This window comes from Vreelandella venusta (assembly GCF_015689495.1).
GTDB lineage: Bacteria > Pseudomonadota > Gammaproteobacteria > Pseudomonadales > Halomonadaceae > Vreelandella > Vreelandella venusta.
Genome location: NZ_CP065135.1, coordinates 849,571 through 863,482, shown reverse-complemented (window position 1 = coordinate 863,482; position 13,912 = coordinate 849,571). Strand labels below are relative to the sequence as shown.

Below are 13,912 nucleotides of genomic sequence, written 5' to 3'. Positions count from 1 at the left end.
AAGCAAGATTAGCTTACGCTTTCTATACTGCTGGTTATTGGCAGCGTCAGCAGTGGTCGCAAAACTGCTGGCCCTCCGCGAGTCAACTTAGTCATATTGTTTCTATTATTTTTCTCCAGTTATTCAAGGATATTATGAGTCTTCAGGAAATCGCTTTCGGTGGCATCCTTCTTAGCCCACTGCTGATCTATGCCCTCTTAGGCTTCATTGTCACGTTGGTGACCCGCACGCTGCTTCACTGGGTGTTGGGGCAGCATACGTTGTGGTACGCAGCGTGGTTCGACCTGTCGCTCTTCGTCATCCTTACGGCTGGCATTACCTTTGTATTTACTATCCTGCTCGGGGGTTCTTGATGCGCCATTCGCTCCGACTGCTACTCACTCTGGTTATTGTCGCACTTGCGATTGCCGCCGGTACCTGGCTATGGCGTTACTATCTTTATACTCCCTGGACCCGCGACGCTCGCATTCATGCAGAGGTCGTCACGATTGCGCCTGATGTATCGGGTTGGGTGGATACGCTCAATGTCACCGATACCGATTACGTTAACCAGGGTGACGTACTGTTTGAGATTGATGACACACGCTATCAAACGGCAGTCGACAGAGCCCAGGCCACGGTTGAACACCGTCAAGCAACGCTCGAACTCAGCCGCGCAGAAGAGAGCCGGCGTAACCAACTGCGTAGCAGTCGTGCGATTAGTGCAGAAGACCAGCAGGTTGCCCAAATCAACTCACGTATTGCTGCCGCCGATCTCAATCAATCCCAGGCCGATCTCATCAGTGCCCAGCTTGATTTAGAACGAACACAAGTAACGGCGCCGGTCAGCGGCCATGTACTTAACGTGCAATTTGTCGCGGGTAACTACGTAAATCGCGGCACCTCGGTAATGGCACTGATCGCCGCCAACTCTTATTACGTGGTGGGCTATTTCGAAGAGACCAAAATGGCGTCGATCAACGTAGGCGATCCGGTCGAGATCATTCTAATGAACGGCGCTCCCCATCTGGACGGCCGGGTGGCGGGTATTGGCCGAGGTATTGCCGATAGCAACACGACCCTTAACCAGCAACTGCTACCGCAGGTGGCGCCAACGTTTAACTGGGTGCGCTTGGCACAGCGTATCCCAGTACGCATTTCGTTAGACAACGTCCCTGACGACACGCTGCTTAGCGTCGGTATGACAGCAACGGTACGCGTCCACGCTGCCGAACAGCCTGAGTGATCCATGTCGCCGTTTGTTAATACCTACCTGACGCCCAATGCCACGGCGGTCAAGTTCGCTATCAAAACCACCTTGGCAATGATGCTGGCACTCTATGCGGCTCTCTGGCTCGACCTGGAAAGGCCTTACTGGGCGCTAATGTCGGCTGCTTTTCTCCAGGTTCGACCGATGAGCGGCATGGTGATCGAAAAAGGCATTTTCCAGCTTAGCGGCACTGTTATCGGTGCCGTTGCAGGTATCGTGATAATGGCGCTGTTCGTCCAAGCGCGCATACCCGCACTTATCGTATTGACGGCTTGGATTATGCTGTGCACATATGTCGGTTCACTGTGGCGTAACAACTACACTTACGGCTGCCTGATGGCCGCCGTCACTGCGATGCTGATCGTGGTGATTTCCAGTGGCAGCACACCAGCGGGTATTTTCGATATCGCCGTGGCCCGGCTTTCCGAACTGGGGCTAGGCGCAGTCTGCGCGATGCTGGTCAGCTCACTACTCTGGCCATCTCATGTAGGTGCACACCTTGCCACCCAGGCCGATAGCGTCATCAACGAAGCCTTCGAGCATGCCGCCCTGCGCTTGGAAGCCAGCAACGATATTCCAGCAATGCAGAAAGCCCTGCGGAGTAGCCTAGAACCATTAACACTACTGGAAACCGATAGCCAAGCGGCCCGTTTTGAGGGCCCTGTCGGCCCCGGCCGAGTGCGTGCCACCCATGTGCTAACGCGGCGTACGCTACGCTTTTTCGCCAACCTCCAAGCACTTCATCAACTGATGTACGACCACGCCGATCGGCTCGACCCACAAAGTATCGAGCTTGCATGCCAGGTCGCTCAGGGCTTTCGTGAGGCAGAACACGTAAAGGGGGTCGCTAAAGCAAGAAAAGCACTCCAGGTACTACGCCATCAGGTTCATGAAAGTGACCAGAGCAGCATCGCCCCACTCGACCAGCGCCTTCGCTTGGGGCTTCGCGAGTCGATTGGCCATGCGCTGGTGATGCTCGACGCCCGCGAGGCCATTGCTGCACCGGGGCGCCATAAACTACGCTCATCGCCGCTAGCTTGGCACCGTGACCACCTAGCCGCCAGTATTAACGCTATACGCTCGGGATTGCTGTTTGCGCTGCTGGCAACCTTCTGGATTGTTACCGCTTGGAATAGCGCCATGATTGCTATGATGCTGGGCACGTTGTTCTCAGCCTTCTTCGCTAGCCGCGAAAACCCCGTAGCTATCACGATGATGTTTTACGAAGGCATGTTGGCGGCGATTCCCAGCGCCTTTCTGTTCGGCCATGTACTGCTCTCCCAAGCCAATGGTTTCCCGATGCTAGCAATGCTGTTTGGCACGCCACTATTTTTAGGCTTACTGGGAGCGACTAACCCGGCCACCATGGGGTACTGTTTAGCCTTCGCTATTTTCAACATTCTGCTGACCATACCTGGCAACGGCATGGATTTCTCTTTCGACAGCTTCGCCAACCGGGTGGTGGCCGTGGTGATTGGGCTAACCTGCGTCGTTATGGCTTTTCGCCTACTGCCAGGGCCAGGTGCACGACTTAGGCGGCGGCGTCTGATTAAGGCAATTTCCCAGGATATCGATGGACTACGCCGACGTTCGATTCGAGATGCTGAAACCCGCTTCAGCGGCCATATGGCCGACCGACTACTGCAGCTCGCTCAACACGACGATATGCTCCCCGAGGACCAACGCCATCTGTTTATTTTAGGCCTGACAGGGCTCGACTTAGGCACCGCGATGTTGCGCCTGCGTGACCGTTTTGACGATGCGCCGCACCCGTTAATCCGCCGAATGCACCAAGACCTACTGCAGACGCTGGCCAACGGTTTTGCAGAGAGCGCCAACGGACGGCCGCCCCAAGGTATTCGCGAAGCCGGTCAGCAGTTAGAAGCGGCGATTGAGACCTACGGCGACATTCCCGCCGACCATCTCGTGCTCATGAAAGGCTTGGTTGAACGACTCGAACTGGCCTTAGAGCGTCTTGCGCGCATTATGGCGGAGCGGCCACATAGTAAGCCTTCAGCTAAGCAGCGCTTGTCGACACCCGCATCACAGTGAGCGAATAAATCAATGTTATAGGGCGTTTCGACTTTGCCAGCGAGATTGCCGAGAATCTCCTTGCCCTAACTAAAGCGTAGCTGCTGGGGCGCTTTAGATTGATCAAAACGGAGGCTCATCACTACCAGGCCAATGAAAATCACCCCAAGCATCAGCCATGCCTGCTCAAAACTACCCAGCAGGTCTTTTATCACCCCTGCCGCAACTGGTGCTAAAGAGGCAATGAGATAGCCGATGCCCTGTACCCAAGCGGTCAGCTGGCCAGCGAGCACGGGCTCGTCTGAGTGATCCATCGTGATAATCAAACTTAACGGAAAGAGGCCACCAATTCCCAACCCCAGTAGCGTGATTGCTAGCCAAGCCATTGCTTCAGGCACCAGCCCAAGCAGCAAGAAACCCGCCACCGATAACAGAAGTACCAGCAGTAAGACCGGGCGGCGGTCTTTCATTTGTTGAGCCAAGATAGGAAACGTTAGGCCAGCTATCACCTCAATGGCCGTGAGCCAACTAAGTGCCAGCCCCGCTTGCGTTTCCGACCAACCTAAATGGATAAAGGTGGGCGGAATCCAAGCCAGAAGGCAGGTATAACCCGCTGTGCCTAAACCAAAGAAAATCGCCAACGACCAAAATCGAGGCTGCCGAGCCATCGCTGAAAAAGCAATGCTAACGCTGCTGTTTTGACTAGGGGCTGGCAGTACTTGCCCGCGCATCACCCAGCCAATGAGCCCTGCAAGTGCTAAAAGCCCCCATAACGCCAAGGCGCTCTGCCAGCCAATATAGTCACTCACTACAGGGGTAATGGCAGCGGCGAGAGCTGCGCCTCCCATAATAGAGGCAATGTAGAACCCCATCACCATGGGAGTTTTCTCGCCTGCTGCCTGCTTTATCACCGCAGGCAGCGCGGCCTGGATAAACGCTATGCCAATGCCAGCGCCCAGTGCGGCTGTCCCTAAACCGGCATACCCGAAGTCAAACCAGTGTAACGCGTCCGACAGAGCAATCGACGCAAGTGCCAGGGTAATCACGCTATTAAAACCGACCCGTTTTACGAGCAATGCACTAACAAAACACCCTAGCCCCATCGCTAGTACCGGCAACGTGGTTAAAAGCGATAACTGTGTAAATGAAAGACTTACATCGTGGCGAATTGCCTCAACCAGCGGTCCAATAGCCGCCATGGATGGCCGCAGGTTGAGCCCAATCAGAATGATCAGCAGGATCGTTCTTACCAACGGTATTGATCTCGAATTGCTATTGCGCATACCCACTGCCCACCCTTTATCGGCCATTGCTAAATAAGAATCGGCACTTACTGTAAAACCTCTAGTTAACTTGAGGTCAAGAGAAATAAGGGTTACTGAGACATTTTCGGAGGAAAGAGGAAAGAGGAAAGAGGAAAGAGGAAAGAGGAAAGAGGAAAGAGGAAAGTAGCAGCATTGGCTACGCTTCCAAAAGAGCCATTTGCATGCCTATAAAACCGGCACCCAAATGGCTCTATTTATGGTCGACGCCTGCTAGCACAAGTGCATTTCTAAAGTTAACGACTGGTATGAACTAACTCTATTGATATTAAGTTTTCAAAAATACGTATTCGTGGTTAGCGGCCTAAAACCCCAACAACCGCTTACGCATAGGACGAATAGAGAACAGTACCAGTGCGCCTAAAGCCAACCACTCGACCGATGCAGGTAGCAGCTCCTGAACTTGGTTGGCCTGTTGAACCGGGTCCCACCCAGTCATCGCCAGTCCTTGATCGAACACCCAGCCAATCAGCACCGTCACCAGCAGAATGCTGACGAGATAAACCGCTAACGCTTGGCTGCCAAACTCACGCCGCAGAATAGCCAGCGTTGCTAGGCTCGTCACAGGGCCTGCCAGTAGGAAAACTAACGCCATCCCCGGTGAAATACCCGCTAATAGCAAGCCAGCGGCAACCGGTGTAGCTGCAGTAGCACAGATATACAAAGGAATACCGATGACCGCCATTAGGATTAGCGCCAACAGGCCACCCGAAAAACCTACCAGGGTTTCTGGCGGCACAAAGGTAACCAGCACCCCCGCCAGCAATAAACCGGCAAACATCCAGCTACTGATGTCATCCAATAAATCGCTAAAGGCATACTTTAATCCTGCGATCACCCCCGTCGACTCAGAGGCATGTGCATGAGCATGGCCATCATCAGCCCCTTTTGATGCACAGCAGCTGCTAACAGGGGTGCTTTTCGGCAATGCAGTTTGGCCAGTAAAACCGACTAAAATGCCCGTCACTATCGCCGTTACCAAGGCTCCCAACACTCGCGCCAGGGCCATTAATGGGCCCAAGAGCACACTGGTGATGAGCATTGAATCTACCCCAACGCCGGGTGTACTAATCAGGAAGGACGTGGTTGGCCCACGGCCCGCCCCACCCCGATGCAGCGCCAGCGCGGTGGGAATCGCCCCGCAGGAACACAATGGCAACGGCATACCAATCACCGCTGCGCGTAAAATGCTGCCCAGTCCACGCCCTCCCATCCAACGCTGTAATAGATGCTCGGGCATTAAGGCCTTAATTAATCCCGCAATCACCAGGCCCAACAGCAGCCAAGGCGCGGCACTTAACGCAATACTCAACAGCTCATTGATCAAACTCATCGTCGGTTACCTACTTGTTAGTCAAGAGAATAACGACTAGCCTAAACCCTGTAATCGTTACAGGGTCAAGCCAATGAAACGCTACTATCGTATCGGGGAAGTTGCCAGCCGAACCGGATGCTCGCCGGAAAGCATTCGCCATTATGAAAAGCTGGGATTACTGGCACCGCCACAGCGGGGAGAGCAAGGCTACCGGTCTTATGATCAGGCGGCATTAGAACGCATTGGCTTTATTCGCCATGGTCGTAGCCTGGGGTTAGATCTGCACAGTATCCAGGAGTTATTAGCGCTTTCCGACAACCCCGACACCGACTGCACCGCCGCCGATAATATTGCCAGCCGTCATTTAGAGCACTTAGAAGAACGCATCGCTGCCTTACAAGCACTGGCGGGGGAACTGCGCCAAGTGGTGCATCAATGCCGAGGCGGCAAGGCGGCTAACTGCCAGATCATTCAAACGTTGTATGACCACCAACCCACCTGCACCAAGCGGGGGTGCGGAGAAGTGACGGCGTAAAGATAGCCCTAGCAACATCGACGTTCGCGCCACTGTCGACGACGTACATCCGTATCGTAAAAAAGGAACACCGCATGATTGAGACAAGGGAACAACTCGACGCTATTAAAAAGTCATGCTACTCAATGGTGACCAAAAGCGCCGGGGTCTCGGCAGGCACTGCCATTATTCCCATACCTGGGCTGGATATCAGCTCAGACGTAGCCATCTTGATGCGCATAATTCCCAAAATTAATGCCCAGTTTGGTTTATCGCCTGAACAAATCGAAAGTTTAGATACTGAGACCAAGCTTTTTGTGATGACTGCCATTTCCAATGCGGGAAGCAAGTTAGCCGGGAAATACATCACCAAGACGTTAATCATAACGCTGCTGAACAAGATGGGCGTCAAAGTCGCCGCTAAAGGTGTGGCTAAGTTTGTTCCCTTTATTGGCAGCGCTGTGGCAGGCAGTATTAGCTTTACTGCCATGAAGTACATGGGCAACAGACATATCGAGGATTGCTACAAGATTGCCTTGGCAACTCTGGAAAACAAGCAGCTACCTCCAGTGGCAGAGCCTGCAACCTTTATCCCTGCCGACGACCCTGCTAATTCCCATTAGCGGGTAGCAATACGGACTGACAGAATAGCTTCCTACCTTGAGACAGCGATTAACACGCCTAGAGGAAGTTACAGTGTCATCTATGGACTGGAACTAGGGCTATATCGTTGGCCTGCATGAAGATTACCCATGAGCAGCAAGCTTAGTACACCAAAACAGGCGAGCCCTGCCAACAACATTGCCAAATGAAAACCACTTTCCATCGCGCGGGTAAAAAGGTCTTGAAGAGCGATTGAGGTGTTGGGGAATACGTGCTGAGTAATAGCCTCACGCGCAATCTGCTCCACACTACCCACTCCTTGTTCAACTCCTCTCTCAACTACGGCAGAAGCAGAGGCAAAAACATGAATTGCCCGTTCACTCATTAATGTACCAAGCAGCGCAATACCAATTGTCATGCCAGCTTGGCGGAGTGCATTCATTGTTGCAGAGGCGGCTCCCGATAGTTCGGCCGATGCCAGGCTCATCACGGCAATGCTAGTGGCAGGAACTGCCAGCCCCACCCCGACACCGAGTAACGCAAACCATACCCCTACAATCCAGTAAGGTGTTTGTGCCGTAGCCGTTGCCATTAATAGCAAAGCAAGCCCAGCGAAGCCGTATCCTACTGCCGTTAACCGCCGTAGAGGAATCAGCTTATTTAATCTTCCGAATAGCAGAGAAACGCACAGCGTCATGACAAATTGCGGCATCATGCGCCAGCCAGCCTCAACAGGCGACCAATGCTGAATCTGCTGGAGAAAAATCGAGAAAAAGAACAGGCTGCTGTAGTAAGAGAATCCCAATATGAACGAGGCAAAATTCGCCACTAAGAAAGCGCGCTCCTGCAGTAGTGCTATCGGCAGTAAAGGCCGCTCTACTCGACTTTCTACCACCGCGAACAGTACAAAGCTGATCGCGGCGACCATCAAGGCAATGCCCCCCATTGTGATATTTTCGCCTGCCTCAATCATGCCAAACGACAACGCGCCCAGGGCTACCACACTGAGAACTTGGCCCAACGGATCACGTGCAGCGTGTTCGGGATATTTACGTTCTTTAATGCCGTACATGCCTAGCACAACGACCAATATCCCCAGAGGAAGATTAATCAAAAAAATGCTCTGCCAGCCAAAATGATCCAGCAATAGCCCCCCGCATAACGGCCCCAGGATTAGCGCCAAGGCGTTGGAGGCTGACCAAGCACCAATTACCTGCGAACGCTCCTTTGGATCGGGAAAGGCAGAGGTAAGAATAGGCATAGCACCACAGATCAGGAAAGCGCCCGCAGTTCCCTGGAGGGCCCTACCCAACAGCAACATCGGCAATGACGGCGCCCAACCGCACAATGCAGAGCCCAGCGTGAACAGGATGACACCACTGAGCCAAGCGCGCTTTTGACCATACCTATCCGCTATGGGGCCCGCAGACAACATGAACCCAGATAGGCAGATCGCATAAGCGTTGACTACCCACTGCAGCCCTACGATATCGGTGCGTAATGCCGTCTGCATGGTAGGGAGTGCCACGTTGACGATGCTGATATCAAGTGTGGCAATAAAGCTTCCAAGACAAACAGCGCACAATGCGCCGTAGCGGCGAGAAGGCTGCATGACAATTCCTTGCGGTGAGATAGAAAATTGCGTGCTCTTTTTTCAAGCATACAAATCGACCGACCGTCGGTCAATAAATTATACTGTATTGATCACCTGTGCTCTAAGCCATCGCTCGCCTAAACTAGGCCGTATTTTCTAAGCAGTGCATGGCGCCACGGCCGATATCATTGCAGCCAAGACAAACGACCGTGCATACTTTGCACACCAAGTGGCAGACGCTTGTCTGCGTATGCTGCCCTCTCCAGAAAAGCAGCCAGATAAACTTTTTTATCGCAGATCTCAGCGCCTATGATTACCGCCTTTGCCGTATCCAACTATCGCAGTTTGAAAAACGTTGTCTCCCCCCTGGCAGATCTCAATGTGGTGACCGGACCCAATGGGTGTGGAAAATCCAACCTGTATAAAGCGCTGCGGCTACTGGCAGAGACAACTAAAGGCAATCTGATCTCATCAATTGCCCAGGAAGGCGGGCTTGACTACACCTTATGGGCTGGCCCGGAAAAACTGACCAAAAGCATGAAAGATGGCACCGCACCCATTGAAGGCTCTGCCAAGAGAAACAATTCCCGCCTTAGGCTGGGTTTTGTGGGTGAAGACTTTGGTTACGCCATTTCACTGGGAATGCCCGCGCCACAGGGGTTTGCTGGCTACGGGGACCCCTCCATGTTTCAGTTCGACCCCGAGATAAAGCGCGAGTGTATTTGGGCTGGCGACGTCTGCCGCCCCAGCAGCTGCCTGATCGACCGAGTCGGACCAGTGGTGAAGGTGCGTGCTGGCCGTAAATGGCAGGTTTACAACGCCCATCTTCATAGCCACGAAAGCATTTTGAACGAAATCAGTGACCCCATCGCCGTGCCTGAGGTTCACGCGGTTCGACAAACCATTCGTAGTTGGCGCTTCTATGATCAGTTTCGCACCGATCCGCAATCTATGATCCGAACACCACAGATAGGCACCCGCACCCCGGTGCTGGATCACGATGGCCATAGCCTAGTGGCTGCATTACGAACTATCCACGAGATTGGCGACAGAGAAGCGTTATACGAGGCGATTGAAGACGCCTTTCCCGGTGCAACCATCAATTTTGCAGCCGACGCCGGTAACCGCTTCCTATTACAATTTATTCAGGATGGACTGCTACGCCCTTTAAACCAGTCGGAGTTATCCGATGGAACGCTTCGCTATCTACTGCTGGTAGCAGCGCTACTCACCCCTCGTCCGCCCTCCCTATTAGTGCTAAATGAGCCGGAAACCAGTCTACATCCGGATTTGTTACCAGCGCTGGGCCGCCTGATTATTCGTGCTTCGCGGGAAACCCAGGTTTGGGTGGTTTCCCACGCGCCACGCTTGGTAGCCACTTTGGAAAAAGAGGCTGCCTGCAACGCTATTGCTCTAAATAAGGAGTTTGGCGAAACCGTTATCCTCGGCCAGGGATGGTTAGACGAACCACCCTGGCAGTGGATGGATTAAAAGGATGGATTAAACCAAACAGAGTGGAATCACTTGGTCGCCGGGTTTTAACGAAGTTATCCCATGTCCAAGCTCCTCGGCGATGCCCACCTCCTCATGCCCCAGAACACAAAACAAACCCTCTGGGTCTTTGCCGGATAGCGTAAACATATCCGTATGACACAGACTGGTGTTAACAATCCTGACTAAGACTTCGCCCCACTTCGGGCCTTCCAGAGCGATTTCTTCAATTTCTAGTGGCCGGTTGGGTACCCAGGCAATGGCTGCACGTGTTTTCATCATCTCCGCGTTTGGATGACGTATTAGCGCGCTGAGCTCCCAGCAAACCTTGCTATCTAAGGCGTTATTTATGTTATGTTATAACATAATTTAAATGCAATGAGAGCGGTAATGAACATCTGGATGAAGCTAGAGAATGCCAAGCGCGGCGAGCGCCAACCGCTAGCAGCGGTGATTGATGCCATTCCCTGGAACGACGACGGCTTGATCACCGCCATCGCGCAGCAGCACGACAGCGGTGAGGTACTGATGCTGGCCTGGATGAACCGCGAGGCGTTACTCGAAACGCTAACGACTGGCCAAGTGTGCTACTGGTCACGCTCGCGGAAGGCTCTGTGGCGCAAGGGCGAAAGTTCCGGCCATCGCCAGCGGCTAGTCGAGTCGCGACTAGACTGCGACGGCGACGCGATACTGCTGCGGGTTGATCAGCACGGACCAGCCTGCCACACCGGGCGGCCCAATTGTTTCTACAACGCCATCCGCAACGAAACGGTTGAGGTTATTACCGCACCGTTGAGCCATTGACATCAAAACCGCCTAACAGCTCTTGCTGGCAGCCAAGCTCACGCAACACCGCCTCACATCGAAACAACCGCTAATGCCCCTGCCTGTGCTCATAACATCATTCAATACGAGAACGACGCCATGACCGACACGCCCTTTACCGCTAACGGAGAGCCTCTTACGATCACCCTGCCGGATGAGCGCCAGCTGACGCTAACGTCTCCCACTTGTATCGCCGAAATTGCCGCCACTATTGGCCCTGGTTTGGCCCGTCAGGCACTGGCTGGCCGTGTGAACGGTAAGTTAGTAGATGCCTGTGATCTGATCACCGCTGATGCATGGGTACAGGTCATCACGCCCAACGACGACGAAGGGCTGGAGATCATCCGCCACTCCTGCGCCCACTTAGTCGGGCATGCCGTAAAGCAGCTTTACCCGAACGCTGAGATGGTGATTGGGCCAGTCATTGATGACGGTTTCTATTACGACATTGCCTATGAGCGCCCTTTCACACCAGAAGATATGGACGCTATCGAAACACGCATGAAAGTGCTGATTAATCAGGAATACGATGTCGTCAAACAGCGCCTGCCAAGAGACGAAGCGCAGGGTATCTTCCGCGAGCGGGGTGAAAGCTACAAGCAGCGGCTGATCGAAGAAATGCCTGATGAACAGAGTCTAGGGCTCTACTTTCATCAGGAGTACGTAGATATGTGCCGTGGCCCCCACGTGCCTAACACGCGTTTTCTGAAACATTTCCGGCTGACCAAACTTTCCGGCGCCTACTGGCGAGGCGATGCGCGCAATGCTCAGTTGCAACGCATTTATGGCACCGCATGGGCCGACCGGAAAGCGCTTAAGTCCCACCTTAAACGCCTCGAAGAAGCCGAAAAACGCGACCATCGCCGCTTAGGTCGCCAGCTAGGGTTATTCCACTTTCAAGAGGAAGCTCCAGGCGCCGTTTTTTGGCATCCTGATGGCTGGAGAGTGCTACAGACACTGATTGCCTATATGCGCCGCCGTCAGCAAAACAGCGGCTATGTCGAGGTCAACACCCCCGATATGATGGACCGCGGTTTGTGGGAGACCTCCGGCCACTGGCAGAACTACCAAGAGCACATGTTCACCACCCAGACAGAAGATGGCCGCTCACTGGCGCTCAAACCCATGAACTGCCCAGGCAGCGTGCTGCTATTTCGCCATGGCCTTAAAAGTTACCGTGACTTGCCGATACGCATGGGAGAGTTTGGCAAGGTACATCGCTACGAACCCTCTGGTGCGCTACATGGCCTTCTGCGAGTGCGCCACTTTACCCAAGATGATGCCCACATCTACTGCACCCCCGAGCAAATGAATGACGAGTGCCGCCAAGTGGTGGCGCTGGTACTCGATATTTACCGCGAATTCGGCTTTGAAGATGTGCGCCTGAAACTCTCCACTCGGCCAGAGAATCGCATGGGTAGCGAGGCGGTGTGGGATCGCCTTGAAAATGCGCTGATCGCATCACTGGAAACGATGGGTTTAGATTACCAACTCAACCCTGGCGAAGGCGCTTTCTACGGCCCCAAGCTAGAATTCGTGCTGCGCGATGCCATCGGCCGCGACTGGCAGTGCGGCACCCTGCAGGTAGATATGAACCTACCAGAGCGTTTTGGGCTCGACTACGTCGATGAGCAAGGCCAACGCCAACGCCCCGTGATGCTACACCGCGCACTTTTCGGTTCATTAGAACGCTTTCTCGGTATCCTTATTGAGCATCATGCTGGCAAGTTGCCCGCATGGCTAGCACCGCAACAAGCCGTCGTTATGTCGATCACCGAGCCACAGGCAGGTTATGCCAACACCCTGGCTGAAACGCTGTGCGGCGCGGAAATTCGTGCCAAGGCCGATGTACGCAATGAAAAGATCGGCTACAAAATCCGCGAGCAGACTCTACAACGAATTCCTTTTTTGCTAATCGTCGGCAGCCGCGAAGCGGCAGAGGGTAAAGTCACCCTGCGCCATCGTGATGGAACTGACCTAGGCACTCTGCCCGTGGATGAGGCGATCACGCTATTAGCAGAGCATAGCCGTGCCCCCGACATTGATGCCCAGCGCCGCGAACAAGCCAGCCGCTTGGAGCGTCTGCGCGCGCCAACACCCGCAGTGGAGACACCGGCATGACCAGCGCTGGGCCAGCTCGACTATTCGGTATTGAAGGCAAAGGACGAATTGCTCTAGGCTATGATGCCGACCTTACGTTGGTCGACCTTAAAACCGAGCGCTTCATCACAAATGAATGGATCGCCAGCGTTAGTCGCTGGACGCCTTATCACGACAAACCAGTGACCGGCTGGCCGATAGCGACCGTAATACGCGGCCAAACAGTCGTTCGTGATGGAGCGCTGATGGATAGCCCCCAAGGGCAACCCATCAAATTTCTAGAAGTCCCCTTATAGACGACTCAGCCAGGAGGCAGCATGCCGCTTCTCGATAGCTTTACCGTTGACCACACCATAATGAATGCCCCAGCCGTGCGTGTTGCCAAAACCATGAACTCGCCTTCTGGCGATACCATCACCGTGTTCGACTTACGATTTAATAAGCCAAATGAAGACATGATGGGTGAAAAAGGCATCCACACTCTTGAGCACTTGTTTGCAGGGTTTATGCGCAATCATTTGAACAGTGCAGACGTCGAAATTATTGATATTTCACCGATGGGCTGCCGTACGGGGTTTTATATGAGCCTGTTGGGCAGCCCAAGCGAAGAGCGTGTCGGCAATGCCTGGCTAGCCGCTATGCGCGATGTACTAGCGGTTCAGCGAATGGACGAGATTCCCGAGCTCAATGAGTATCAGTGCGGCACCTTTGTTATGCACTCGCTAGAAGAAGCCCAGCAGATTGCGCAAACTATCATTGAGCAAGGTATTGGGGTAAACAAAAACGATGACATCGCCCTTAGCCCCGAGCAACTAAAAGCCTTAGGTAACGATGTGAAGTGATCGCCTCAGAGGCATCAGCGCTTTTC

The 13,912-nt window shown here is 53.6% G+C and carries 13 protein-coding genes and 1 pseudogene; 10 read left to right on the top strand and 4 right to left on the bottom strand.

The genetic code is table 11. The annotated features are described in order from the left end of the window. Positions 1–134 precede the first annotated feature (134 nt). From IR195_RS04125 to IR195_RS04115, 3 genes are read left to right on the top strand one after another with little or no spacing between them, the layout of a single operon-like run. Positions 135–353 carry a DUF1656 domain-containing protein gene (locus IR195_RS04125; protein WP_206048817.1) on the top strand — a complete coding sequence of 73 codons (219 nt, stop codon included), beginning with the start codon at positions 135–137 and terminating at the stop codon, positions 351–353. Continuing rightward, entirely contained in the window at positions 353–1,225 is an 873-nt protein-coding gene (locus tag IR195_RS04120) for an efflux RND transporter periplasmic adaptor subunit (RefSeq protein WP_206048816.1), read from the top strand. Before IR195_RS04125 ends, IR195_RS04120 begins: the two co-directional genes overlap by 1 nt. Positions 1,226–1,228: 3 nt before the next feature. After that, entirely contained in the window at positions 1,229–3,301 is a 2,073-nt protein-coding gene (locus IR195_RS04115; protein ID WP_206048815.1) for an FUSC family protein, read from the top strand. 65 nt (positions 3,302–3,366) lie between these two features. Here IR195_RS04115 and IR195_RS04110 read toward each other — a convergent pair whose 3' ends face one another. Together IR195_RS04110 and IR195_RS04105 are read right to left on the bottom strand one after the other, a co-directional pair. Next, a complete protein-coding gene (locus IR195_RS04110; RefSeq protein WP_241006793.1) occupies positions 3,367–4,563 on the bottom strand; it encodes an MFS transporter in 1,197 nt (398 codons plus the stop codon). Between the two features lie 343 nt (positions 4,564–4,906). Continuing rightward, entirely contained in the window at positions 4,907–5,935 is a 1,029-nt protein-coding gene (locus tag IR195_RS04105) for an SO_0444 family Cu/Zn efflux transporter (protein ID WP_206048813.1), read from the bottom strand. Positions 5,936–6,008: 73 nt separating this feature from the next. Between IR195_RS04105 and IR195_RS04100 the strand changes: the two genes are divergently transcribed. Beyond that, entirely contained in the window at positions 6,009–6,452 is a 444-nt protein-coding gene (locus IR195_RS04100) for a MerR family transcriptional regulator (protein WP_206048812.1), read from the top strand. 74 nt (positions 6,453–6,526) lie between these two features. Next, entirely contained in the window at positions 6,527–7,054 is a 528-nt protein-coding gene (locus tag IR195_RS04095) for a hypothetical protein (protein ID WP_206048811.1), read from the top strand. Between the two features lie 80 nt (positions 7,055–7,134). On the opposite strand, the gene IR195_RS04090 is transcribed toward IR195_RS04095, so the two are convergent. After that, positions 7,135–8,646 (bottom strand): MFS transporter, encoded by a 1,512-nt coding sequence (locus IR195_RS04090; RefSeq protein WP_206048810.1) that lies wholly within the window; start codon positions 8,644–8,646, stop codon positions 7,135–7,137. Positions 8,647–8,937: 291 nt separating this feature from the next. Between IR195_RS04090 and IR195_RS04085 the strand changes: the two genes are divergently transcribed. Next, positions 8,938–10,119, top strand: coding sequence for an AAA family ATPase (locus tag IR195_RS04085; RefSeq protein WP_206048809.1), 1,182 nt, complete (start codon positions 8,938–8,940; stop codon positions 10,117–10,119). 21 nt (positions 10,120–10,140) lie between these two features. On the opposite strand, the pseudogene IR195_RS04080 reads toward IR195_RS04085, so the two are convergent. Continuing rightward, a pseudogene (locus tag IR195_RS04080) lies at positions 10,141–10,398 on the bottom strand (alcohol dehydrogenase catalytic domain-containing protein); the annotation flags it as partial. A 111-nt stretch (positions 10,399–10,509) separates the two neighbouring features. Here IR195_RS04080 and hisI point away from each other — a divergent pair. The 4 genes from hisI to luxS all read left to right on the top strand — a co-directional run bounded on the left by hisI (position 10,510) and on the right by luxS (position 13,886). Then, on the top strand, positions 10,510–10,923 hold the full coding sequence (gene hisI / locus IR195_RS04075) for a phosphoribosyl-AMP cyclohydrolase (protein ID WP_125745883.1): 414 nt from the start codon (positions 10,510–10,512) through the stop codon (positions 10,921–10,923). A 120-nt stretch (positions 10,924–11,043) separates the two neighbouring features. Next, a complete protein-coding gene (gene thrS, locus IR195_RS04070) occupies positions 11,044–13,065 on the top strand; it encodes a threonine--tRNA ligase (RefSeq protein WP_206048808.1) in 2,022 nt (673 codons plus the stop codon). Further along, positions 13,062–13,340: an amidohydrolase family protein gene (locus IR195_RS04065; RefSeq protein ID WP_240645143.1), complete on the top strand. Its 279-nt coding sequence runs from the start codon at positions 13,062–13,064 to the stop codon at positions 13,338–13,340. Before thrS ends, IR195_RS04065 begins: the two co-directional genes overlap by 4 nt. A gap of 21 nt (positions 13,341–13,361) precedes the next feature. Continuing rightward, positions 13,362–13,886, top strand: a complete 525-nt coding sequence (gene luxS, locus IR195_RS04060; protein ID WP_125745879.1) for an S-ribosylhomocysteine lyase — start codon at positions 13,362–13,364, stop codon at positions 13,884–13,886. Positions 13,887–13,912: the final 26 nt, after the last annotated feature.

Excerpts from the sequence above, each read along its gene's own strand:
- IR195_RS04125 (WP_206048817.1), top strand. The coding sequence starts at position 135 with ATGAGTCTTCAGGAAATCGCTTTCGGTGGCATCCTTCTTAGCCCACTG.
- IR195_RS04120 (WP_206048816.1), top strand. The coding sequence starts at position 353 with ATGCGCCATTCGCTCCGACTGCTACTCACTCTGGTTATTGTCGCACTT.
- IR195_RS04115 (WP_206048815.1), top strand. The coding sequence starts at position 1,229 with ATGTCGCCGTTTGTTAATACCTACCTGACGCCCAATGCCACGGCGGTC.
- IR195_RS04110 (WP_241006793.1), bottom strand. The coding sequence starts at position 4,563 with ATGCGCAATAGCAATTCGAGATCAATACCGTTGGTAAGAACGATCCTG.
- IR195_RS04105 (WP_206048813.1), bottom strand. The coding sequence starts at position 5,935 with ATGAGTTTGATCAATGAGCTGTTGAGTATTGCGTTAAGTGCCGCGCCT.
- IR195_RS04100 (WP_206048812.1), top strand. The coding sequence starts at position 6,009 with ATGAAACGCTACTATCGTATCGGGGAAGTTGCCAGCCGAACCGGATGC.
- IR195_RS04095 (WP_206048811.1), top strand. The coding sequence starts at position 6,527 with ATGATTGAGACAAGGGAACAACTCGACGCTATTAAAAAGTCATGCTAC.
- IR195_RS04090 (WP_206048810.1), bottom strand. The coding sequence starts at position 8,646 with ATGCAGCCTTCTCGCCGCTACGGCGCATTGTGCGCTGTTTGTCTTGGA.
- IR195_RS04085 (WP_206048809.1), top strand. The coding sequence starts at position 8,938 with ATGATTACCGCCTTTGCCGTATCCAACTATCGCAGTTTGAAAAACGTT.
- hisI (WP_125745883.1), top strand. The coding sequence starts at position 10,510 with ATGAACATCTGGATGAAGCTAGAGAATGCCAAGCGCGGCGAGCGCCAA.
- thrS (WP_206048808.1), top strand. The coding sequence starts at position 11,044 with ATGACCGACACGCCCTTTACCGCTAACGGAGAGCCTCTTACGATCACC.
- IR195_RS04065 (WP_240645143.1), top strand. The coding sequence starts at position 13,062 with ATGACCAGCGCTGGGCCAGCTCGACTATTCGGTATTGAAGGCAAAGGA.
- luxS (WP_125745879.1), top strand. The coding sequence starts at position 13,362 with ATGCCGCTTCTCGATAGCTTTACCGTTGACCACACCATAATGAATGCC.